The sequence below is a fragment of the Campylobacter sp. CH186 genome, assembly GCF_004378925.1.
GTDB classification, from domain to species: Bacteria; Campylobacterota; Campylobacteria; order Campylobacterales; family Campylobacteraceae; genus Campylobacter_D; species Campylobacter_D jejuni.
This window is the reverse complement of sequence record NZ_RYYB01000008.1, coordinates 1-23,894: the sequence shown is the minus strand read 5'-3', so window position 1 is coordinate 23,894 and position 23,894 is coordinate 1. Positions and strand designations below refer to the sequence as shown.

Below are 23,894 nucleotides of genomic sequence, written 5' to 3'. Positions count from 1 at the left end.
AGTTAAATTGGAACGGTATTTGCTTGTTAATATTAAAAATTATAAAAAGGATAAAAAATGATTAACCCATTTAAATCAAAAGAACTAGTCACTGGTGCTTTAGCGGGTAGAAATCTAAGAAATCAACTCATCAATGCCAATCTTGCAAATGTTGATACTCCTTTTTATAAAGCAAGAGATATTGAATTTGAAACAGCTTTGGTAAATCGTGCAAATGAAATTTTCAAAAAAAATGACAATAAAGAATTGCAATTAGCTGTAACTGAAGAAGGGCATCAAAAACCTTGGAAATTCCCTGATCCTAATAAATCTACTATTTACTTAAGAGATGGTCATTTAGCAAGAAATGATGCAAATACTGTTGATCTAGATGTAGAAACTACAGAAATGAGTAAAAATACAGTTATGATAACAGCTCTTGATGGAGTTTTAAGAAGACAAAGCAATATCTTTAGTTCTATACTTGATGCAAGCTCTAAATTAAGTTAAAGGTAAATTATGGCATACTTAAGTGATTTTGATATTAGTGGTTATGGTTTAAGTGCTCAACGTTTTAGAATGAATGTTATTAGCTCTAATATAGCTAATGCAAACACTACAAGAACAGCTGAAGGTGGGCCTTATAGAAGACGCGAAGTGATCTTTAAAGCAACAGATTTTGATAAGCTTTTAAATGAGCAAATTAACAAAGATAATAATTTTTTAAAATATGAAAATCCTTTAAATGATCCAAGTTCACCAGAAGAGGCTAAACCCGCTATTCAAAGTGTTGTAGTGGATAAAGTGGTCAGAGATGACAAAGATTTTCGTATGAAGTATGATCCAAGCCATCCTGATGCAAATGCTGAAGGTTATGTAGCGTATCCAAATGTAAACCCTGTTATTGAAATGGCAGATTTAATTGAAGCTACAAGAGCTTATCAAGCCAATGTAAGTGCTTTTACAAGTGCAAAAACTATAGCTCAAAGTGCGATTGATTTATTAAGAGGATAATAAAAAATGAACAATATTAATGATTTAAGATTAAATAATAATATTTCAAATACCAACAAAAGTCAAAATTCCAGAGGAATTGGTGATGAATTTGCCAAGATGCTTAAAAATGAAATCGATGATTTAAATAAAGCACAAGAAAGTGGAGAAGCTGCAATGACGGACATTGCCACAGGACAAGTAAAAGATTTACATCAAGCAGCTATAGCTATCACTAAAGCTGAAAGCAGCATGAAATTTATGCTAGAAGTAAGAAATAAAGCGATCAGTGCTTATAAAGAAATCACAAGAACTCAAATTTAAACCCTAATGCAAGAATATAAAAAAAATAGGGTTTCAAAAGTTGCCTTTGCCTACTGCATGGCACTTTTGTTTATGATTATTTTTATCAGCTCTACTTTTTTTCTTACATCAAAACGTCATATACCTAACACCGAAAAAGATCAATACGCTCTTGCTCTAAGAGGATCGATTATAACTAAAGATAATTTTACTATCACAAGTTCTAAACAAATTTATCGCGCTGAAATTGATCTTAGAAGTATTAACAAAGATAAATTTGATCTATTTTTAAAGCTTTTTCAAATTTATAGTGGGATAAGTAACGATCAAGTAGCAGATATTAAAAAAAGAATGCAAAATCAAAAAAAACGCTCTTATAATTTTGTTCTTTTGCAAAACTTAGATTCCAAGCAAGCAAGCTATCTTAAAGACCTTGCTAAAAAACTTTATATACAAGGTTTTTTCAAAGCTTTTACAAACAACTCTGGAAGAGTTGAAACAAGAGGATTAAATATCATCGAACATGAAGAAGATAGAATTTACATGTCAAAAGATTCTTTTACTCCTATTATCGGTTATACCAAAATGATATTAGATCCAGAAAGTGGAATTTTAAAAAATATAGGAGTTAAAGGTTTAGAAAAATACTACGATGAATGTCTAAGTCCTGTTCAAAATGAAAAAATTCAAGGACTTAAAGATATAGGTGGAAATATTATTTTAAATCTAAATTCACTACAACAAAAAAAGATCAATGGTTGTGATTTATATTTAAATCTTTCTTTAAAACTGCAAAAAAGTATAGAGAAAGCTATAGATCAAAGAAATGAGGATTTAAAAGCCAATGAAATCATAGTTGGAGTAATGGAAAGCAAAACAGGAAGAATTTTAGCTCTAGCAAGCTCAAGGCGCTATGATCCGCAAAATCGTGGAAAAGATCTATCAGTTCTTAATGCAAGCGCTATAGAATACGGCTATGAAGCAGGTTCTGTTATCAAACCTTTTATCTTTACAACAGCCTTAAGACTTGGTAAAATAAAAATGGATGAAGTGATTAATACTTATGGCGGTTCTTACAAGCTAGGACGTTTCACCATCAAAGACGATCACAAAATGGACAAAATGACTATGGAGGAAGTTATAAGATATTCTTCAAATATAGGCATGATACAAATTGCTAAAAGGCTTAACAATATAGAAATCGTATCAGGACTTAAAATATTTAAATTTGGCGAAAAAAGTGGTATTGATCTACCCTATGAACAAAAAGGAGAAATTCCAAATTCTAAGCGCTTAAGAGATATAGAAAAATCTGTTTTAAGTTATGGTTATGGACTTAAAACAACCTTTATACAACTCCTTGCAGCTTATAATGTTTTCAACAATGATGGGTTTTATATCACACCACGTTTAGCTGAAAAATTCTATCAAAATGGACGCTTTACAAATCTTGATGATGATATAAAAAAAGAAAAAATTCTTTCTAGCGAAGCCGCTAAAACGATGCAAAATGTTCTTATAAATGTTATAGAAAAAGGAACAGGAAAAAAGGCAATTACACAAGGTATTATTGCAGGAGGTAAAACAGGAACGGCAAGAATAGCCGAAAGACAAGGTTATACCTCAAATCGCTACAATGCATCCTTTTTTGGTTTTGCAAATGATTTAAATCACGCCTATACCATAGGAGTTCTCGTAAGACATCCTACTAAACCTTATAGTTATTATGCTGCACAAAGTGCTTTGCCTATGTTTAAAGATGTTGTTGATATTTTAATCAATGAAGAATTTCTAACGCTTATACAAGACAATAACCAAACTAGCACAAACAACTAGTTTGATATATCTTTAGAAAATATCACCTCAACAGCACCTATAAGTTCTTCAGCAATCTTAGCAGTAAAAGTTGTATCATTAAGTATTGAAATTCCTTCAGCTGTTGTGATTTTTCTTACTGCAATAAGATGTTCAACATTGCTCAAGGTTAAAGTATCGATTTCTTTTAAAATTTCTTTTCCTTTTTGAAGATTTTTAATAATCAAATAAAGCTTTTCACGATCTTCAACCACTCTAAGCTCTTCAATACTTCTTAAAAGCTCTCCTAAATTCGATCTAATTTTATTGTACTCTAAAGCCAAAAATTCATTAGAAGAACTAGAATATTTCTTAATATTTGCTTGGATAATTTTTAAATTTTTAGTTGTTTCGGCTAAATTTTTAGCTGCCATCTTAAAGGTAAAAATTTTATGATTCTTTGTTTCATCGTTAATATAAACTTGTGCTTTAGTTGAAAAATCGATAATAGCTTCAAAAAGAACCTTTATCCTAGTTTGATACAAATAGTCCAAATCCACATTTTTACTAAACCACTTTTTATTTTCTAAAATTTCTTTAAAACTTTTATCACTTTGTATATCTTTACGACTAAAACCTATAGCATGAGCAACAATTGCATAGGTATTGTTATAAAGATGCTCGCTTTCTTTCCTTAAAGCTTCGATGGCTGTGTCACTAAACTTAACCAAACTACTATCAAGATATAAAGGCTTGTCTTTATTCTTATCTTTAGGAGCTTTTACTATCTTATTTAAAAAAAGAACAATTTGAGGAGTAAAGAATGAAAAAAGCACAACACCAATTAAATTAAACAAAGTGTGAAATAATGCTACTTTCAAAGCTATATCTTCTATGTTTAATACAATGGATAAAAAATTAAGAAAATGTATAAAATAAGGAAAAATAAGCACTATTAAAAAAGCTATACCAAAATTAAAAATACAATTTGCAAACGCTAATTTCTTTCCTTCAATATTGGTACTTAAAGAAGCTAAAACAGCCGTTACAACTCCTCCAACACTAGTGCCTAAAGTTGCTGCTAAGGAATTTTCCAAACTGATTTGTCCTGCAAGTAAAGCAGCGACAATAATAGCCATTGTAGCTGTGCTTGATTGTATAACTCCTGTAAGCAAAGCACCTAATCCTAAAAAAACAAAAACTCCTTTAAACCCAGCAAAATCAAAACGAGAAAGATCAATTATATGTTTAAAATTTTCAAAACCACTTTTAATATAATCCACACCCAAAAAGAAAAATCCTATACCAATAAAAATATTACCTAAACCTTTTAAAACACTATCTTTTTGAAAGAAAAATAATACTCCAATAATCAAAAGTGGGATAGCTAGCATTGAAATTTTAATATTTGTCAAACCAACAATCAGCCAAGAACTTGTCGTATTTCCTAAATTTGCTCCAAAAATAATCCCTATGCCCGCACCCAAAGAAATAAGCCCTGCGCTCAAAAAAGAAATCGTAATAATAGAAACTAAAGTTGAAGATTGCATAATTAAAGTACTTAAAGTACCAAAAAGTATACTTTTTATCTTTGTATCGGTTGACTTCGCTAAAATTTTTTCAAGCAAACCACCACTAAAAGCTTTAAAACCTATACCTAAATTAGTCATTCCAATAAGAAGTATTGCCACTCCTGCTAAAAGATTGGCAAGCTCGTCATAACGAATTAAAATAAAAATCAGAACTAAAGTAAAAATACTCCATGAAATAAATTTAAAATATTTTAAAGAATTTCTTTCCTCTTGCAATGCCTAACCTTTTAGTTTTTCAAATTCATTCATCAGAAATTCTCTTAAATTTTCGGCTTCTTCTTCGCCTTTTTCTAGATACTCAAGCAATAAATTTTCTAATTCCTTTAAAAAAGAAAAAAGTTCATTTTGCCAGATACTATCGTTTTTATTGCTTAAATTCATGGTTTGTATGAAAGTCAACTCTCTGCTTAAATCCCCAAGTTTTTCTAAAAATTCATCTTTTTGATCAGAATTTTTTAATGCTAAATTAGTATTTTGGACATTTTCTTTAAATTCTCTGATTTTTTCATCGATTAAATCGCAAAATTTCGGATAAACATCCATTTTAATAGGCTCTAAAAGGGTTTGCTCGTCTATATTTAAAGTAAGCTTTTTAACAGCAAAATAAAGAGCTAAAAAAGACAAAGCTGCTATGAGTAAATAAATTCCTAGCATTAATAACCCTTAAGGGCTAGCATTCCGCCATCTAAATTGATGCTTTCAAGTCCCAATTTTTCAGCTATAAATTCAGCTGCAACCATGCTTCTATGGCCACTACGACAAATAAAAGCAAGTTTTTTACTTTCATCTCTTTTGCTTTGAAATTCATCTAAAAATTTAGCATTTAAAAGCCCTTGATTATCATATAAAGCCACACATTGCGCATTAGGTAAAATACCTTCTTCCCATTCTAAAGGAGTACGCACATCAAAAATTTGATATGCGTTTAAATCTTGCTTTGTCCAAAGACTTGCAGGGATATTTTCTATCATGAAAAAGCCTTATTGATAATTTTTGTAAGACTTGCATTAAATTCAGCAGGATTATCCACCCCCATACCTTCGCTTAGTTTTGCCATATTTAAAACTAGTGTTGCTATATCTGCACTAAAATTTTCGTTGTTTTTAAGACCTGTAAAAATAGCGTGTTTTGGATTGATTTCTAAAATAGGTTTGAAATTTTGCTCTTGACCCATTTGTTTTAAGAGTTGTTGCATAGCAAAATCAGGTTTATTTTTATCATAAACTATACAACTTGGGCTATCTTTTAAACGACTGGTTAGTCTTACATCTTCAACTTGATCTTTTAGAAGTTCTTTAAATTTAGCTACAAGTGGAGCAAAAATATTTTTTTCTTCATCGCTTAGTTCATTTTTATCTTCTACTTGATTGATGGCTACAAATTTTAAACCTTCAAATTCTAGCATAGGAGTTACCAAAGAATCAATCTCATCATCCATAAGTAAAACTTCTATATTTTTTTGTTTATACTCTTCAAGTAAAGGAGAAGTTCTTAATAAACTTTCATTATTTCCTGCTATATAAAAAATTTCCTTTTGTTCGCCTTGAAGGTCATTTTTATACTCCTCTAAAGAGCGTAAATTTTCACCTTTAGTGCTTTTATAAAGCATGAGTTTTAAAAGACTGTCTTTTTCTCCGCCAAAACCATAAAGTCCTTCTTTTAATACCTTACCAAAAGTTTTAAAGAAAGATAAGTATTTTTCTTTATCATTGTTTTTGAGTTTTTCAAGTTCACCTAAAATCTTTTTAACGCTAGCTTCTTTAACACCTTTTAAAATTTGATTTTCTTGTAAAATTTCACGACTTACATTAAGCGGCAAATCTTCTACATCGATAATCCCACGCACAAAACGCAAATAAGTTGGTAAAAGTTCTTTATCGTCATCACTGATAAATACACGTTTTACATAAAGTTTTAGGCCACTTTGATAATCCACACGAAATAAATCAAAAGGTGCATTTTGTGGTATGAAAAATAAAGAATTGTATTCTAATTTTCCTTCACTTTTAGTGTGAAGATAAAATAAAGGTTTGTTTGAATCATGAAAATTTTGCTCATAAAATCTTTCATAATCTTCTGCTTTAAGGCTTGATTTTTGCATTCTCCATAAAGCATTGGCTTTATTGATTTGAGAAATTTTAAGTTCAGTTTTTCCTTCTTCTTCGCCTTCTTTAGCAGGAGTAAATTCTTCTTTTTCCATGAAAATTGGAAATTGAATATGATTGGAATATTTTTCTATAATGCTTTCGATTTTATAAGTATTAGCAAACTCATCATCTTTTAAGTATAAAGTAATGCTTGTGCCTTGTTCTTCTTTGCTTGCGTCATCAATCTCATAACCATTTGCATCAGAACTCCAAAGATAAGCTTTATCATCTAAAGCTTTTTTGCTTAAAACTTCGATTTTACTAGCCACCATAAAAGCAGAATAAAAACCTACTCCAAATTGTCCTATGAGTTGAGAATCTTTTTTAGCATCACCGCTTAAATTTTCTAAAAAGCTTTTAGTACCGCTTTTTGCTATGGTTCCAAGGTTGTTGATAAGATCATCTTTATCCATACCTATACCATTATCACTAATACTTAAAGTTTTTTTATCTTTATCAATTTTGATTTCAATTTTAGGTTCGAATTTTAAGCTTTTATATTTATCATCACTTACGCTTAAAAAATTAAGCTTATCTAAAGCATCACTTGAGTTTGAAATAAGTTCTCTTAAAAAAATTTCTTTATTAGAATATAAAGAGTGTATCATAAGCTGTAAAAGCTGATTTACTTCGGTTTGAAATTGCATTTTAGTCTCCTTTGTGATTTTTTAAAGTGGTATTTTAGCAAAAAATACAAATTCTAAAGTAAATTTAAAGATTTATTTGAAAATTATAAAACCAAGCCATGCGGCAAATAAACAAAGAAAGACATTTAAGATAATATTTAACGCAAAATGAAAACAACTTCCACTTTGCAAAAGAAGTAAATTTTCATAAGAAAAAGTAGAAAAAGTTGTAAAAGCTCCTAAAAAACCTGTACTTATAAAGCTTTTAAGTAAAGGAGATAAACCTTTATTTTGTGCATAAGAAAACAAAAATCCTATGATAAAAGAACCCAAAACATTAACAAAAAGAGTTCCAAAGCTGATAGAATAAGGAAAAAATTTATTCACTAAATTAATAGAAAGCATTCTTAAGATTGCTCCTATAAATCCCCCAAAACCAACAACTAAAAGGGTATTTAGCAAAGCTTAGCTCTTTCTTGATCGAGTAATTCTTGCATTTTTTTTCTGGTCTTTTCAAGCCATTTGTCATCATTTATATCGACTAAATCCATACAAATGATTTTAAGCACTCCGCTGCTTGCACTAAAACTTTTTGTGTCTAAAATTTTTGCAGAATCCACAATTAAAATGGGTTGAACTTTAAGATTTAATTTTTCACTTAAAATTTTTGCTCCACTTTGAAATTTAAGCATTTTTTCATTTTTAGATCTAGTTCCTTCTGGAAAAATAGCCAAAACCCTATCTTCACTAATTCTTTCTTTTGCTTCTTTTAAAACTCGTACTAAATCACGCGGATTTTTTCTATCTATACAAAGAAGTTTTGGTTTTTTCATAGCAACTTTGAAAATAGGAATTTCTCCTAATTCTTTTTTGGCAATCCAGCATAAATTTTTAGGATATAACTCTTCTAAAGCGATGATATCTAAAGCACTTTGATGATTCATTAAAATCATCTGAGCTTGTGGATTAAAAGTACCAATGATTTCTTGTTTATAAGAGATGGTATATCTTTGAAATTTAGCCCAAATTTTTCGGATTTTCCAAAGTGTGTTTTGAGATTTTGTAAAGCAAAAACAAAAAACCACCAAAGCAACGCTTAAAACAAAAAAAATCCAAAAATAAAGAGCTTTAATTTTTTTGTAAATCATCTTTATTAACCCAACCTATTTTTCCATCAGAAAACAGTACTTTAATATAATTTTGTCGTTTGCCTAAAACTTCTACTTTTTCATCTACATTTGCCGTATAAAAATAAGTTGAAGGCTCTGTAGGTAAAATTTTAGCCCTAGAACCAGCCTTGATAATTGCATTTTGAGTATTGGTATCTACAAGAAAACTAAGTGCAAAACAAACAACTGCCAAAGCCAGAATAATGTAATTTTTTCTCCATACAAATAAAGCTCCAAATAAAATCGCTAAAAACCATAAGGTATATTGTTTATAAATATTTAAGTCTTTATTTACAGGATTTAAATCACTCTGAGTGCTAATCTCATCGTCACTAATTTTTAATTTTAAATTTATATTTTCAAGCTTTTTACTATCTTTATTGAAATACGAAAATTCAAAATTTGTTTTACTTAATGGCAAAATAGCATAATAAAAAGCACTAGAGGCATTAAAATCCCCTTTTAAATTTTCAATACCTTGCTTTTGAATTCCTTCTATAAAAAAGCTTTTAAGATTTGTATTGGTTGCGTTTAGTTCTACCATCATAATGATATTAGCATCATCAAAATAACTCGCTTTAACCTTTTTAATTTCCAAAGAACTTGCCACAAGGTGTGAAAAATCTTTATTGGATAAAGTATTTTCAAATTTGATAGGATTAAGATTGATATTAGCCTCTTGAAAAGCTTCATTATTTCTAAGAAGTTTGATAGAAATTTTACTCAAACTAGCGTTTGAATTTTTAGCTTCAAACCATAAAGTTGTTTTATATTCGTTATTGATAAATTCCCATTTTGCATCTGGATTTAAAAAAGATAAGTTGGTTTTTTCTACGCTTATGTTAAAATCAAATTTTGTATTTTCCGTAGTGCGAGCATAGATCGTAATAGGAAAAACTTCTCCAACATATACCCTACTTGGATATTCATCATTTGTAAGAACCAAACTCCCTTTAGCTACAAAAGGATCATCTACATTGCTTTCAAAGTCATTGTTTTCATCACTTGGCGGAATATTTTGATAAATTTTTTGTTCTTCTTGGGGTAATTTTTGTAATTCTTTTTGCATATTTTCATCTTGGCCACTAAATACAGAAATTTCACCCCTGCCAAACAATACAACAACGCTAAAAATTAAAGTTAATAAAATTTTCAAAATAAAAAGCCTTTAAGCATTTTTAAACCTATATCATTACCTAGGACTTTTTCACAAGCACGCTCAGGATGTGGCATGAGTCCAAAGATTTTTTTGTTTTCATCACAAATTCCTGCGATATCAAATACAGAACCATTTGGATTTGGCTCGTATTTTAGAGTAATAAGATCTTTATCTTGCAATTCTTTTAAAGTGGCCTCATCAGCATAATAATTTCCCTCTCCATGAGCAATTGGCAAATTAATAATTTCATCTTTTTTGAAATTTTTCAAAAAGGCATTATCATTAGAAACTACTCTTAAATTTTGGTTTTTTGAGATAAAACTAAGATTGTTGTTATGCTTCATTGCACCTTTTAAAAGACCACTTTCAAGTAAAATTTGAAAACCATTGCAAATGCCTAAGATATATCCTCCCTTTTTTGCATGATTAAAAACACCTTGCATAGCAGGAGCAAGTTTTGCAATAGCTGCACATCTTAGATAATCTCCATAAGAAAATCCGCCTGGCAAAACAACCAAATCTGCATCAAATTCTTTTTCTTCATGCCAAACAATCTGCGTTTTTACTCCAAGTTTTTCAAAGGCATAAGCTGTATCAAATTCACAATTTGTCCCTGGAAATCTAATAATAGCAACTTTCATTTTACTCTTTCTCAATTACAAGCTCATAATCTTCAATGACGCTATTTACCAACAACTCTTCACACATTTTTTTTACTTGTTCTTTGGCTAATTTTTCATCTTTCTCATCAAGAGAAATTTTGATTTGTTTTGCTATTTTTACTTCTTTAACACTATTAAAATTTAAAGAATGCAAAGCTTTTTCCACCGCTTTGCCTTGTGGATCTAAAACCCCATTTTTTAAAGAAATATTTACAATAACTTCCATATTTTTCCTTAATTTAATATTCTTTTTAAAACTTCTTCATAAGCCATTTTTACATTACCTAGATCTTGACGAAATCTATCTTTATCTAATTTTTCATTGCTAAATTTATCCCAAAATCTACAACTATCAGGGCTTATTTCATCAGCTAAAACAAGCTCATTATCTTTAGTTAAACCCAGTTCGATTTTAAAGTCAATCAGCCTTAAATTTTTATTATCAAAAAATGGAGTTAAAATAGAGTTAATCTTTCTAGCCATATTTTTAATTTCACTAATTTGAGCTTCATTTTGCACTAAATTTAAAATCAAACAATGCTCATCATTGATAAAAGGATCGCCTAAGGCATCATCTTTAAGACAAAATTCCACCAAAGCAAAAGGTAGCACAGTACCATCTTTAATACCCAGTCTTTTTATAAGAGAACCTGTTGCAACATTGCGTACTATAACTTCAATAGGAACAATTTTACATTTTTTAACCACTTGTTCTGTATCGCTTATAGTTTCTACCAAATGGGTTTTAATCCCATTTTTTTCGAGCAAATGAAAAATTTCAGTACTGATTTTACAGTTTAATGCACCTTTTCCACTTTCATTGCCTCTTTTTTCTGCATTAAAAGCAGTTAAATCATCTTTAAACTCACTAATTAGTAAATTTTCATCATCAGTTTTGAAAAGTTTTTTACCTTTTCCTTCGTAGAGCATTTCTTTTTTTGTCATTTTATTGTCCTTGTTTGATATTTAAAATTTTAATAGTATCAATAGCTGATTTTAACTGTGCGTCATCATTGATTTGTTTTTGACTGATTAGATTTTTATTGTCTTTATTTTCTTGTTTATCTTCTTTTTTATTTTTATCTATTTTTTCAAGCTCACTTTCTAAATGTTGTTTTAAGTCGCTTTCTTTTATAGAAAAACCATCTTCTTGAGTATTTACTTTACCTGGAAAAACTTCAATATCAGGTTTTACACCCACTGCTTGAATAGTACGCCCGCTTGGAAGATAATATCTTGCAATAGTAAGCCTTAAAGCTTCAGTTTTATTAATAGGTATGATTTGCTGAACACTACCTTTTCCAAAAGTATTTTCACCCACAATAACACCGCGTTTAAGATCTTGTAAAGCTCCACTTACAATTTCACTTGCACTAGCACTTCCACCATTTACAAGCACAACCAAAGAAGCATTAGAAATTTTGTTTTTAGGATCGGCTTTATATTCTTGATTTTCACTTGCGATGCGTCCTTTTTGAGAAACAATAACACCTTTATCTACAAATAAATTTACAAGTCCTATAGCTTGATTTAAAAGTCCACCAGGATTATTTCTAAGATCTAAAACAACTCCTTTAACATTAGGATATTTTTTAAGTTCTTTACTTGCCACATCTACAACATTTTTATCAAAATTTGTAACCCTAAGATAAAGAATGTTTTCATTTTCTATCATTTTTGCATAAACACTTTCTATCTTAATAATTTCTCTTGTAAGTGTAACATCAAAAGGTTTTGTTGCACCTTTTCTAAAAATGGTTAAAGTGATTTGAGTTTTTGGCTTACCACGCATTTTATCTACCGCATCATTGAGATTAATTCCTAAAGTGGCCTCATCATTAATTTTTAAAATAATATCTCCCGATTTTATCCCTGCTTTATCTGCTGGTGTTCCTTCTATAGGAGAAACAACTGTTAAAGCACCATCTTTCATACCTACGGTTATACCAAGGCCACCAAATTCGCCATTGGTTTGAATTTTCATATCATTAAAATCTTTTTCATTTAAAAAAGAAGAATGCGCATCAAGATTGCTTAAAAGCCCTGATAAAGATTTATCCACCAAATCGCTGATATTTTGATCATCCACATAATATTGCTCTACTATGGCAAGAGTTTTTGTAAGCTTATCTAAAGCTTCTAGGCGTTTTTGAACCTGCTCTTCTTTTTGATCAACTTTAGCTTGTAAATGACTCGTTAAAAATAGACATAAAATAAAAGTAGTGGCAAAGCCTGCAAGACCTGCAAAAAATCGTTTTGTTTTCAAAATAAGCTCCATCATTGAGTTTTAGTTTAAAGAGTAAATTTTAATAAAAATTACTTAAAACTTCGTAAATAAATTTAAATTCTTAAAAATATGTTAAAATAGACTAAAAATTCCAAAAAGAAAGTTAATACAATGTGCCAAGAAAAACATACTCATACACATTCTCAAAAACATCTTAAAGCAGTTTGCAATCGTCTAAGTAGAACCATAGGGCATTTAAGCGCTATTAAAAGAATGGTTGAAAATGACAAAGACTGTAGTGAAATTTTAATCCAGCTTGCTGCCGTAAAAGCCGAAGTTAACAATACTGCAAAAGTAGTTTTAAAAGAACATTTAGCTCATTGTATGGTACATGCTGTAGAAGAAAATGATATTCAAAGTATAGAAGAATTAAACAAGGCTATAGATATGTTTATGAAATAATCTAAAATTAGTTATTTATCCTATTATTTAAAAAATTTTACTCAATTAACTTGACATTATATGACTAAAGTTATATAATAGCAAGTATATAAACTAAATAAAGGATAAAACATGGCAAATATACAAGATTTTTTAACTGATAATATGCTTTCAAACCTTGAAAGTGCAGCATCTTTAGCTATACATTCTAAAAATACCGAAGTCGTATCTTTGCACCTTTTATGGGCTTTAAGCGTAGATAGTACAAGTATTTTAAATCAAATTTTAAATAAATTAAATATTTCTAAAGAAGCCTTAGAGCTTGAAATTAAAAGCAGAATTTCAAAACTTACAACGAGTTCAAATGTAAGCCGTGAAAATATACGCTTTTCCAATGAACTTATAAATTCATTAGAAAATGCTAAAGGATTGATGAGTGCTAATGGAGATAGTTATTTAAGTGTGGATACTTGGCTTATAAGTGAAAGTCAAAAAAGTCCTATTAAAGAAATTTTAGCGCAATTTTTAGATTTAAGAGAATTTCAAAAAGAGCTTGAAAGTCTAAGGGCAGGACGCAAAATAGATAGCAAAACAAGCGATGAAACCTTAGATAGCTTAAATAAATTTGGTATAGATTTAACCTTAAAAGCAAGTGAGGGTAAACTTGATCCTGTTATAGGTAGAGAAGAAGAAATCGAACGCTTGATGCAAATTTTAATACGTAAAACCAAAAATAACCCTATACTTTTAGGTGAACCAGGTGTAGGAAAAACAGCTATAGTAGAAGCTTTAGCGCAAAGAATTATCAAAAAAGATGTTCCAAAATCTTTACAAAATAAAAAAGTCATCGCTCTTGATATGAGTGCTTTAATTGCAGGTGCAAAATACAGAGGAGAATTTGAAGATAGATTAAAAACTGTGGTTAATGAAGTGATAAAAAGTGAAAATATCATTCTTTTTATTGATGAAATTCACACTATAGTAGGTGCTGGAGCGAGTGAAGGCAGTATGGATGCGGCAAATATTTTAAAACCCGCTCTTGCAAGAGGTGAACTCCATACCATAGGCGCAACTACTTTAAAAGAATATCGTAAATATTTTGAAAAAGATGCAGCCTTGCAGCGCCGTTTTCAGCCTGTAAATGTAGGTGAGCCAAGTGTTAATGAGGCTTTGGCTATGTTAAGGGGTATAAAAGAAAAGCTTGAAATTCATCATAATGTAACTATAAATGATAGCGCTTTAGTAGCCGCAGCTAAACTTTCAAAGCGTTATATAGCGGATCGTTTTTTACCTGATAAGGCTATTGATTTAATCGATGAAGCTGCAGCTGAACTGAAAATGCAAATTGAAAGCGAACCAAGTTCTTTAAGAAAAGTACGCAAAGATATAGAAACTTTAGAAGTTGAAAATGAAGCTTTAAAAATGGAAAATGATGAGAAAAATCAAAAAAGACTCGATGAAATCACAAAAGAACTAGCTAATTTAAAAGAAAAACAAAATGCCCTAAATTCACAGTTTGAAAATGAAAAAAGTGTTTTTGATGATATAAGCACTAAGAAAAAAGAAATTGATCTACTTAAAAATGAAGCTTCTTTAGCTAAAGCTAGAGGTGAATTTCAAAAAGCAGCCGAGCTAGAGTATGGAAAAATTCCAAGTCTTGAAAAAGAAGTAGAAATTTTAGAAGATAAATGGAAAAAAATGAGCGAAAATGGAGTTTTACTTAAAAATCAAGTAGATGAGGATTTGGTTGCTGGAATTTTAAGCAAATGGACAGGTATTAGCGTGCAAAAAATGCTAACCTCTGAAAAACAAAAATTCTTAGAAGTGGAAAAACATTTAAAAGAAAGTGTCATAGGACAAGATAAGGCCTTAAGTGCTTTAGCTAGAGCCATTAAACGCAACAAAGCAGGACTTAATGCGGACAATAAACCTATAGGAAGCTTTTTATTTTTAGGGCCAACAGGGGTAGGAAAAACACAATCAGCTAAAGCTTTGGCGAAATTTTTATTTGATGATGAAAAAGCAATGATTCGCTTTGATATGAGTGAATTTATGGAAAAACATAGTGTTTCAAGACTCTTAGGTGCGCCTCCAGGATACATAGGGCATGAAGAAGGTGGAGAGCTTACTGAAGCTGTACGAAGAAAACCTTATAGCGTGCTTTTGTTTGATGAAGTTGAAAAAGCGCATAAAGATGTATTTAATGTGCTTTTAGGGATTTTAGATGATGGTAGAGCAACCGATAGCAAAGGTGTAACAGTGGATTTTAAAAATACCATTATCATTTTAACTTCTAATATCGCCTCAAGTGCTATTATGAATTTAAGTGGAAAAGAACAAGAAGATGCGGTAAAAAATGAGTTAAAAAATTTCTTTAAACCTGAGTTTTTAAACCGCTTAGATGATATTATCACCTTTAATCCGCTTGGAAAAGATGAAGCTTATGAAATAGTCAAGCTTTTATTTAAAGATTTACAAATGAGCTTAGAAAACAAGGGGATAAAAGCAAGTTTAAGCGAAAATGCAGCCCTTTTAATCGCTAAAGATGGTTTTGATCCTGATTTTGGTGCTAGACCTTTAAGAAGAGCTATTTATGATCTTATAGAAGATAAATTAAGCGATATGATACTTGCTGATGAACTTCATGAAAATGATAGCATTATCATTGATGCAAAAGATGATGAAATAATCATCAAAAAAGCTTAATCATTTTGAAAGTAGAAAGGAACTACTTTCAAAATATAATCTCACTTTCATTAAATTTCATATTTGCTTTTGGTAATGGTGATTTGGTGGTATAATAAGCACTTTCTCCTTTATAATTTCCACGATAAACTCCATTAGGAACGCTAAATTTTCTAGTTGTATCAGGGAATTTTTCTATATATTGAGTTAAAAATTCTCTAAACACAGGAGCAGCTGTTCTAGCCCCACCTTCTGTATAACGCATAGGCTTGTTATTATCATTTCCATACCAAATGATTGCTTCTATTTCAGGCGTAAGTCCACAAAACCAAGCATCAACACTTTTATTCGTTGTTCCTGTTTTTCCTGCTATTTCTATATCTTTTACTCTTGCATTACGCCCTGTCCCTTTTTCAACAACATTTCTCATCATATCTAAAACCAAAAAACTTTGCGCTTCATCGCTGACTTTACGCTCATTTGAGTTAAATTCCATGATGGTTTTACCGGTTTTATCCTGAACTTGTCTGATAATTTGAGGATCTTTAATCGTTCCATAGTTCCCAAACATGGTATAAAATTTCGAATACTCCAAAGGAGAAATACCAAAACTTCCCAATACGATTGATAAATTAGGCGGTATATCTTTAAATCCAAATTCCATTAGTTTAGAGTAAAGAACATCAAGCCCCATATCAAGTGCGAGATTAATGGTAGCTAAATTTCTTGATCTTGTTAAAGCTTCTTTTAAGGTAATTAAACCTAAAAATTTACCCCCTTCATTTTTAGGTTTCCAATCCTCATTATTACCCGCTCCACCTTCAAAAATTCTAGAAATATCAGCAATTTCACTCATAGGTGAATATCCTAAATTAATCGCCACTTGATACACAAAAGGTTTAAAAGAGCTTCCAGGTTGACGCATACTTTGAGTAGCACGGTTATAATTACTTTTTTCATAATCAATCCCACCTACCAAAGCTAAAACATCGCCACTTTGATGATTTACCACAACCATAGCTCCATTTAAAGTGCTTAAATTTGCATTTTTATCACGTTTTACTATCTCATCATAACCAAATTTCAAAGCATTTTGCGCCATATTTTGAACATCTAAGTCTATATTTAAAATGATTTTATATCCACCTGTTTTTAAGTCTTTGATATTAGGACTTAATTGTTTAATCACTTCATCTACGACATAAGGAGCAGCATTTTGAGTAAGCGTATCATCATAAACTTGCGGAATTTCTTTAATGGCTGTATCATAATCTGCTTTTGAAATCCAACCTAGATTATACATTCTTGAAATAACATTATTTGCTCTTGAGATGGAAAGATCTAAATGCTTTGTAGGATCATAACTGCTAGGTGCTTTTGGCATACCTACTAACATAGCAATCTCTTTAAGGCTTAATTCATTTAAATTTTTATGAAAATACCCCAAAGCTGCGGTTTTTACTCCATAATACCCATGTCCAAAAAAGATAAAATTTAAATACCTTTCTAAAATTTGCTCTTTAGTTAAAATGGTTTCCATTTTATAAGCAAGCAAAGCTTCGCGAATTTTACGCGTAATAGTTCTTTCTGGGGTTAATTCTGTGTTTTTAATAAATTGCTGGGTAAGAGTGGAAGCTCCCTCCATGGTTTTTCCACCGCTTTTTATGATTTTTACAGCAGCTCTAAAAATGGCATCGATATTAACTCCATTATGTTCAAAAAAGCTTGTATCTTCTATAGCAACTAAAGCTTCTATAAGGCGTGGAGGAAGCTCTTCATAAGGAGCGTAAAAACGATGCTGTTCAAAAATATTAGCCACAAGCTTGCCATTTCTATCGTAAATTTGTGTTGTAAGAGGAGGTTTGTATTCTTTAAAAGTATAACCCTCAGTATCAGCACTTGTGAAAAGATAAGCCACATAAATAAATCCAGCTATAAACAAAAGAGTAAAAAATGAAAAAATATATTTTAATATTTTCATAAATAAGCCTTTAAAGTTTGGATATCAAGCCCTAAAGCAGTGCTTAGATTTCCTACTTGTTGAGTGATGAAATTTTGATGAAAACCCTCACACATAATACAACCCGCCTTGCCTTTATAAAGATCATTTTCTACATAATCTCTTAAAACATTTTCATCAAAATTTTTAAAATAAAGCGTAGTTTTTGAAAGAGAAAAAACTCTTTTTTCAGGTTTTACAAGCAAAAAAGCCGATAAAATACTTGCATACTTGCCATTTTGCAAAGCAAGCATTTCATAAGCTTCTTTTTTATCCTTTGCTTTGGTAAGAATTTTTTCATCTATACAAACTATACTATCTGCAAAAAGCAAATTTTGGTTTTGAAAATCTTTGCCTAAAGTACTTAAAAATTGTCTTTCTTTTTCAAGAACTATTTTTTGAACATATAAAAAAGGTGAAATATTTTTATTTAAATTTTCATCATAATCAAAACTAACTTGCCTAAAATCAATCTTTGCGGTTTTAAGCAAGTTAGCTCTTGAAATGGAACTTGAAGCAAGAATTAACATTAAAGTGCTTTTTCTATCGTTTCTAAGCTTTGTTTTAAAGCTTCATTGATTTTGCTTAAATCTTTTCCACCTGCAGTAGCAAAATCATCTCTTCCGCCACCATTTCCACCTAAAATTTGCGCCGCTTCTTTAACCAAAGCTCCTGCTTTTAAAGGTGCATCTTTAACACCAGCTGCTAAAGTGATTTTTTCATCTTTTACTTGAATAAGTAAAATCACCGCTTTAGCAAATTTATTTTTAAAATCATCAATCATAGCTTTAATATCGCCATTATCTACGCGTTTTACGCAAATTTCAACACCTTGGATATTTTTAGAATCAAGCTCGGTTTTACTTGAATTTTTAAGCTCATTTTTTAAACTTAAAATTTCATTTTTAAGCTTTTTAACCCCGCTTAAAATATCATTATTTTTAAGTTCATCTTTTGCTTTAAAAAGTTCTTCAAATTGATTTTTTACAAATTCTAAAGCCGCTTTAGAAACCACAGCTTCAATGCGTCTAACTCCAGCACTCACACCGCTTTCTTTAACTATGTAAAAACTTCCTATTTGAGCAGTATTTTTAACATGGGTTCCTCCGCAAAGTTCCTTGCTTTCACCTAGAGTTAAAACACGCACATTGCATTGGTATTTTTCATTAAACAATGCTATAGCACCGCTTTTTTTAGCTTCTTCTAAAGGCATATTTTCTAAGATAGCTTCGCTTGAGTTTATAATCATTTCATTGACTCTTTTTTCAATGCTTTCTAGCTCTTCTTTGCTTAAAGCTTTATGATGAGTAAAATCAAATCTTAGTTTATTGCTTTCAACCAAAGATCCTGCTTGGCTTACATGAGAACCTAAAATTTCTCTTAAAGCATGGTGTAAAAGATGAGTAGCTGAGTGGTGACGTGCGATTTGCTCTCTTTTTTCTGTATCGATTCTTGCATGAACTATATCGCCAACTTTTAGTTCTTCGCCTGCTTTTACAAAGCTAAGATTGAGATTAAAAAACTTTTGCGTATCTAAAACTTCACGCTTAGCTATAAATCCACTATCAGCACTTTGCCCCCCACTTGTTGCATAAAAAGGTGTGTTTTCAAGCATCACCCAACCCGCATCTTTAAGGGTGGAAACTTCTTTAAAATCTTCATCTAAAAGGGCTAAAATTTTACTTTCGCATTCTGCTTTTTCATAACCTACGAAATGATTTTCTCCAAATTTTTCAAGCAAGTTTTTAAAATCTCCGCTTGCAGTTTTATCTCCACTTCCTTTCCAAGAAGCCTTAGCACGTGCTTTTTGCTCATTCATTAAAAGTTCAAATTTTTCTTCATCAACTTTAAGATTTTTTTCTCTTAGCATATCAGCCGTTAAATCAAGCGGAAAACCATAAGTATCATAAAGTTTAAAGGCTACTTCTCCGCTAAAAATTTCTTTAGTGTTTTTAAGCTCTTCATTAAAAATTTCAATCCCATTTTCTATAGTGCTTAAAAATCTTTCTTCTTCAAGGCGAATTTGTTCTTTTATAAAGTCTTTTTTCTCATTAAGATAGCTATAATGTCCGCCCATTAAATCGCATACAACATCAACTAGTTTATACATAAAAGCTTGTTTAAAACCTAACAAATATCCATGTCTTAAAGCACGACGCAAAATACGACGCAAAACATAACCTCTACCTTCTTTATCAAAACTTACCCCTTGTGCAAGCAAAAATACACTTGATCTTATATGATCAGCTATGACTCTAAAACTTGCTCCGCTTTCATAAATATAAGTTTTATTGCAAAGTTTTGAAATTTCATTGATGATTGGCATAAAAAGCGAGCTATCAAAATTGCTGAATTTACCTTCTTTAATTGCAGTTACTCTTTCAAGCCCCATTCCTGTATCAATACTTGGCTTTGGCAGTGGGCTAAGCACTCCATCAGCACTTCTTTCGTATTGCATAAAAACAAGATTCCAGATTTCTAAAAATCTATCTCCATCTCCGCCCATATAATCTTCGCTTGAGTTAAAATGCTCTTCTCCTTGGTCATAAAAAATCTCACTACAAGGACCACAAGGACCAGTATCGCCCATTTGCCAGAAATTATCTTTATCACCAAATTTGTAAATTCTTTCTTTTTGAATGTGTTTTTGCCATAGATTAAAAGCTTCATCATCGTTTTCATGCACAGTTACACAAAGTCTGTCTTTAGGTAGTTTTAAAACTTCAGTTACAAATTCCCAAGCATAAGCTATGGCTTGTTCTTTAAAATAATCTCCAAAACTAAAATTCCCAAGCATTTCAAAAAAAGTATGATGGCGTGCGGTATATCCTACATTATCTAAGTCATTGTGCTTTCCACCCGCTCTTATACAAGTTTGACAGCTTGTTTTGCGTGGAGGGTTTGGGCGTGGAATTTCTCCTGTAAATATACTTTTAAAAGGCACCATACCCGCATTAGTAAAAAGTAAAGTTGCATCATCAGGAACTAAAGGACTTGACGGGGTTATCTCATGTCCTTTTGATGCAAAAAAATCCAAATAAGCTTTTCTAATATCCATGAATTTTCCTAAAGAAATTTTTATAAAAACATATCATACCAAAATTACTTTAAATTAAGTAAAACTAAAATACAATAAACATTTTTATTTAATTTTATTTCTCTAAGGTTTTTTATGAATTTTATCAATCTTCAAGCCCAATATCTCGCATACAAAGATGAAATCAATGCTGAAATTGAAAGCGTTTTATCAAGCTCTTCTTTTATAGGCGGTACAAAGCTTAACGAATTTGAGCAAAATTTAGCTCATTTTTTAGGTGTTAAACACGCTATAGGTTGTTCAAGTGGAACCAGTGCTTTATATCTTGCCTTAAGAGCCTTAGATATTGGCAAAGATGATGAAGTTATAGTGCCTAGTTTTACTTTCATAGCAACAGCTGAAGTTGTGGCCTTAGTAGGCGCAAAACCTGTTTTTGTAGATATAAATTTATCAAATTACAATCTTGATTTTGAAGCAGTGCAAAAAGCAATAACCCCAAAAACCAAAGCTGTTATAGCAGTGAGTATGTTTGGACAAATGAGTGATTTAAGGGCTTTAGAAGAAATTTTAAAAGATAAAAATATCACTTTGATCGAAGATGGTGCACAAAGTTTTGGCGCAAGTTTCAAAGGAGAAAAATCCTGCTCTATAGCTAAAATTTCATGCACGAGCTTTTTTCCTTCAAAACCTTTGGGAGCTTATGGCGATGGTGGGGCTATTTTTTGCCATGATGATGAAATTGCTAAAAAAATAAGAATTTTACTCAATCATGGACAAACTCAGCGTTATAAACATGAATTTATAGGTATAAATGGACGCCTTGACACCTTACAAGCGGCGATTTTAAATGTTAAGTTAAAATACCTAGAAAAAGAATTAGACAAAAGACAAAAATTAGCACAAACTTATAATGCAAATTTAAAAAACTGCCAAATTCCGCAAATTGATCCAAATGCTTTTAGTGCTTATGCACAATACAGCGTTTTAGTTGAAGATAGAGCTAGTGTATTGCAAAAATTTGAAAAAACTAATATACCTTATGCTATACACTATCCAACCCCTTTGCATAAACAACCTTGCTTTAGTGAGTTTTCAAATTTAGAACTTAAAAATTCAGAATACGCAAGCGAACACATCTTATCTTTGCCTTTTTCACCTTTTTTAAGTGAAGAAGAGCAAGAGCAAGTTATTTGTATTTTTAAAGATTAATTCCATGAAAATAGGTATCATAGGCCTTGGAAAAATGGGGCAAAACCACTTAAATGAACTTAGTAAAAATTCTCATTTTAAACTTAATGCACTTTTTGATCTTTGCAAAAATCCAAATCTAAATATTTTTGATGATATTTTTTATGATGATTTGGATAAATTTTTAAATCAAAATAATGATATTATCATCATAGCAACACCTACAAATTCACATTTAGCAATAGCAAAAAAAGTTTTTAAACAATGCAAATGCGTTTTAATCGAAAAGCCTTTAGCTCTAAATTTAAAAGAAATAGACGAAATTTCAAATTTAGCTAAAGAATACAGCGTAAAAGTAGGCGTAGGTTTTTGTGAAAGATTTAATCCTGCGGTTTTAGCCCTAAAAAAAGAGCTTGAAAATGAAGAAATTATCAGCATTAACATACAAAGATTTTCACCCTACCCGCAAAGAATCAGCGATGTAGGGATTTTGCAAGATTTGGCTGTGCATGATCTTGATTTGCTTTGTTTTTTAAGCAAACAAGAAATAACAAAAACCAATTTGCTTAAAAAATACACCCAAGATCAAACAAGAGAAAGTGAAAGCATTATTCTATGTGGGCTTGAAAAATGTATTGCTAGCATACATCAAAGTTGGAATAGCACACAAAAACTAAGAAAAATTCATCTTATTACTAAAAATCATTTTTATGAAGCCAATTTAAATGACTTTTCTTTATTAAAAGATGGAAATTTTATAGAACTTACTCAACAAAGTCCACTTTTTTCAGAACATGAAGCTTTATTAAAACTTATCGATAATCAACCCAATCATCTAGCCAGTACGAGCGATGCTTGCAAAGTTCAAGAAATTTTAGAAAGGTTTGCGTGAAATTAGTTTTATTTTTAAATATGGGCGGAGCTACGAATTTACAAGATTGTGAAGTTTTTTTAAAAAATATGTTTAATGATCCTTATATTTTAGGAATCAAAAATCGATTTTTAAGAAAATTTGTAGCATGGATCATAACAAAGGCTCGCGTTAAAGCCATGCAAGAAAACTATAAAAAAATGGGTGGAAAATCCCTTTTAAACGAACTTACTCAAAGCCTGTGTAACAAGCTTAATTTAAAACAAGATGAATTTAAATTTGATTTTGTAAATCTTTATGTGCCTCCTTTTGCCACAGAAATTTTGCAAAAATACACTTTAAATGAAAGTGATGAAATCATTCTTTTTCCACTTTATCCGCACCATTCTTGCACCACAGTAACTTCATCTTTAGAAGTTCTACAAAATGAAATTTCAAAGCAAAAAATTCAAGCAAAAGTAAAAACTATAGATATTTTTTACAAAAATGAGCTTTATAATGAGATGATAGTTTCGCACATTTTGGATAAAAAAAGTAAATTTGATGCCAAAATTTTGATTTTTTCAGCGCATTCTTTGCCACAAAGCATTATTGACAAAGGTGATTTATACGAAAAACATGTAAATGATCATGTAGAAATTTTAAAAGAAAAACTAAAAGATCATTTTGATGAATTTATTTTAGCTTATCAGTCTAAACTAGGCCCTGTAAAATGGCTTGAACCAAATACAAGTGATGTTTTAGCAAATTTAAACGATAAAGCTTTGATTTATCCTATTTCTTTTTGCATTGATTGTTCTGAAACGATTTTTGAGTTAGGTATGGAGTATAAACATTTAGCAAAATGTGATTATGATTTGATAAGTTGCCCTAATGATAGTGATGAATTTATGAAATTTATTTTAAATTCTATAAATTCACCCTTAACAAGAAAAACTTCTTGCTAAAACTCAAAAATACTTCCCAAAGCTCACATAAGCTTTAGAACTATAATCATCATCTAGTTTATACTTCTTTAAAGC

22 protein-coding genes and 1 pseudogene are annotated in these 23,894 nt (G+C 30.5%); 9 read left to right on the top strand and 14 right to left on the bottom strand.

Annotation, left to right across the window (positions count from 1 at the left end):
• Positions 1–57: 57 nt before the first annotated feature.
• Genes flgB through ELQ09_RS07215 form a run of 4 tightly spaced genes read left to right on the top strand, consistent with a single transcriptional unit; the run spans position 58 to position 3,111 of the window.
• A complete protein-coding gene (flgB, locus tag ELQ09_RS07230; RefSeq protein WP_070316889.1) occupies positions 58–489 on the top strand; it encodes a flagellar basal body rod protein FlgB in 432 nt (143 codons plus the stop codon).
• A 9-nt stretch (positions 490–498) separates the two neighbouring features.
• Positions 499–993 (top strand): flagellar basal body rod protein FlgC, encoded by a 495-nt coding sequence (gene flgC / locus ELQ09_RS07225; RefSeq protein ID WP_002855235.1) that lies wholly within the window; start codon positions 499–501, stop codon positions 991–993.
• A 6-nt stretch (positions 994–999) separates the two neighbouring features.
• On the top strand, positions 1,000–1,296 hold the full coding sequence (fliE, locus tag ELQ09_RS07220; protein WP_070316891.1) for a flagellar hook-basal body complex protein FliE: 297 nt from the start codon (positions 1,000–1,002) through the stop codon (positions 1,294–1,296).
• A gap of 6 nt (positions 1,297–1,302) precedes the next feature.
• Positions 1,303–3,111, top strand: a complete 1,809-nt coding sequence (locus ELQ09_RS07215; protein WP_134263864.1) for a penicillin-binding protein 2 — start codon at positions 1,303–1,305, stop codon at positions 3,109–3,111.
• Here the strand turns inward: ELQ09_RS07215 and ELQ09_RS07210 are convergent.
• The 11 genes and pseudogenes from ELQ09_RS07210 to ELQ09_RS07160 form a co-directional block, all read right to left on the bottom strand.
• The gene (locus tag ELQ09_RS07210) at positions 3,108–4,877 is read right to left on the bottom strand and encodes a Na/Pi cotransporter family protein (protein WP_134263863.1); all 1,770 of its coding nucleotides are present in this window, start codon (positions 4,875–4,877) and stop codon (positions 3,108–3,110) included. The genes ELQ09_RS07215 and ELQ09_RS07210 overlap by 4 nt on opposite strands.
• A 3-nt stretch (positions 4,878–4,880) precedes the next feature.
• Positions 4,881–5,315 carry a hypothetical protein gene (locus ELQ09_RS07205; protein ID WP_002893739.1) on the bottom strand — a complete coding sequence of 145 codons (435 nt, stop codon included), beginning with the start codon at positions 5,313–5,315 and terminating at the stop codon, positions 4,881–4,883.
• Positions 5,315–5,632, bottom strand: coding sequence for a rhodanese-like domain-containing protein (locus ELQ09_RS07200; RefSeq protein ID WP_002870957.1), 318 nt, complete (start codon positions 5,630–5,632; stop codon positions 5,315–5,317). The genes ELQ09_RS07205 and ELQ09_RS07200 overlap by 1 nt, the downstream gene beginning before the upstream one ends.
• Positions 5,629–7,455 carry a molecular chaperone HtpG gene (gene htpG / locus ELQ09_RS07195; protein WP_070316894.1) on the bottom strand — a complete coding sequence of 609 codons (1,827 nt, stop codon included), beginning with the start codon at positions 7,453–7,455 and terminating at the stop codon, positions 5,629–5,631. The genes ELQ09_RS07200 and htpG overlap by 4 nt, the downstream gene beginning before the upstream one ends.
• A 72-nt stretch (positions 7,456–7,527) precedes the next feature.
• Positions 7,528–7,896 carry a fluoride efflux transporter CrcB gene (crcB, locus tag ELQ09_RS07190; RefSeq protein ID WP_134224942.1) on the bottom strand — a complete coding sequence of 123 codons (369 nt, stop codon included), beginning with the start codon at positions 7,894–7,896 and terminating at the stop codon, positions 7,528–7,530.
• Complete coding sequence (locus ELQ09_RS07185) at positions 7,890–8,582, bottom strand: lysophospholipid acyltransferase family protein (protein WP_070316895.1); 693 nt, start codon at positions 8,580–8,582, stop codon at positions 7,890–7,892. Before ELQ09_RS07185 ends, crcB begins: the two co-directional genes overlap by 7 nt.
• Positions 8,563–9,759: an SH3 domain-containing protein gene (locus ELQ09_RS07180; RefSeq protein ID WP_134224943.1), complete on the bottom strand. Its 1,197-nt coding sequence runs from the start codon at positions 9,757–9,759 to the stop codon at positions 8,563–8,565. Before ELQ09_RS07180 ends, ELQ09_RS07185 begins: the two co-directional genes overlap by 20 nt.
• A pseudogene (gene purQ, locus ELQ09_RS07175) lies at positions 9,731–10,403 on the bottom strand (phosphoribosylformylglycinamidine synthase I). The gene ELQ09_RS07180 and the pseudogene purQ overlap by 29 nt, the downstream one beginning before the upstream one ends.
• Position 10,404: 1 nt before the next feature.
• Positions 10,405–10,650: a phosphoribosylformylglycinamidine synthase subunit PurS gene (purS, locus tag ELQ09_RS07170; protein ID WP_002857003.1), complete on the bottom strand. Its 246-nt coding sequence runs from the start codon at positions 10,648–10,650 to the stop codon at positions 10,405–10,407.
• A gap of 8 nt (positions 10,651–10,658) precedes the next feature.
• Positions 10,659–11,369, bottom strand: a complete 711-nt coding sequence (gene purC, locus ELQ09_RS07165) for a phosphoribosylaminoimidazolesuccinocarboxamide synthase (RefSeq protein ID WP_134224944.1) — start codon at positions 11,367–11,369, stop codon at positions 10,659–10,661.
• 1 nt (position 11,370) lies between these two features.
• On the bottom strand, positions 11,371–12,705 hold the full coding sequence (locus ELQ09_RS07160) for a S41 family peptidase (RefSeq protein WP_040966503.1): 1,335 nt from the start codon (positions 12,703–12,705) through the stop codon (positions 11,371–11,373).
• 117 nt (positions 12,706–12,822) lie between these two features.
• Between ELQ09_RS07160 and ELQ09_RS07155 the strand changes: the two genes are divergently transcribed.
• The gene (locus tag ELQ09_RS07155) at positions 12,823–13,113 is read left to right on the top strand and encodes a metal-sensing transcriptional repressor (protein WP_002855280.1); all 291 of its coding nucleotides are present in this window, start codon (positions 12,823–12,825) and stop codon (positions 13,111–13,113) included.
• 111 nt (positions 13,114–13,224) lie between these two features.
• A complete protein-coding gene (locus tag ELQ09_RS07150; RefSeq protein WP_134263862.1) occupies positions 13,225–15,798 on the top strand; it encodes an AAA family ATPase in 2,574 nt (857 codons plus the stop codon).
• Positions 15,799–15,826: 28 nt separating this feature from the next.
• Here the strand turns inward: ELQ09_RS07150 and ELQ09_RS07145 are convergent, their stop codons facing one another.
• The 3 genes from ELQ09_RS07145 to alaS are packed head-to-tail and all read right to left on the bottom strand — an operon-like array spanning position 15,827 to position 20,834.
• Entirely contained in the window at positions 15,827–17,758 is a 1,932-nt protein-coding gene (locus ELQ09_RS07145) for a penicillin-binding protein 1A (RefSeq protein ID WP_134263861.1), read from the bottom strand.
• A complete protein-coding gene (gene maf, locus ELQ09_RS07140) occupies positions 17,755–18,306 on the bottom strand; it encodes a septum formation inhibitor Maf (RefSeq protein WP_070299690.1) in 552 nt (183 codons plus the stop codon). Before maf ends, ELQ09_RS07145 begins: the two co-directional genes overlap by 4 nt.
• Positions 18,306–20,834 (bottom strand): alanine--tRNA ligase, encoded by a 2,529-nt coding sequence (gene alaS / locus ELQ09_RS07135; protein WP_134263860.1) that lies wholly within the window; start codon positions 20,832–20,834, stop codon positions 18,306–18,308. Before alaS ends, maf begins: the two co-directional genes overlap by 1 nt.
• A 114-nt stretch (positions 20,835–20,948) precedes the next feature.
• Between alaS and ELQ09_RS07130 the strand changes: the two genes are divergently transcribed.
• The 3 genes from ELQ09_RS07130 to hemH are packed head-to-tail and all read left to right on the top strand — an operon-like array spanning position 20,949 to position 23,819.
• A complete protein-coding gene (locus ELQ09_RS07130) occupies positions 20,949–22,022 on the top strand; it encodes a DegT/DnrJ/EryC1/StrS aminotransferase family protein (RefSeq protein ID WP_088303900.1) in 1,074 nt (357 codons plus the stop codon).
• Between the two features lie 4 nt (positions 22,023–22,026).
• A complete protein-coding gene (locus ELQ09_RS07125; RefSeq protein ID WP_134263859.1) occupies positions 22,027–22,893 on the top strand; it encodes a Gfo/Idh/MocA family oxidoreductase in 867 nt (288 codons plus the stop codon).
• The gene (gene hemH, locus ELQ09_RS07120) at positions 22,890–23,819 is read left to right on the top strand and encodes a ferrochelatase (protein WP_134224948.1); all 930 of its coding nucleotides are present in this window, start codon (positions 22,890–22,892) and stop codon (positions 23,817–23,819) included. The genes ELQ09_RS07125 and hemH overlap by 4 nt, the downstream gene beginning before the upstream one ends.
• Positions 23,820–23,894 lie beyond the last annotated feature (75 nt).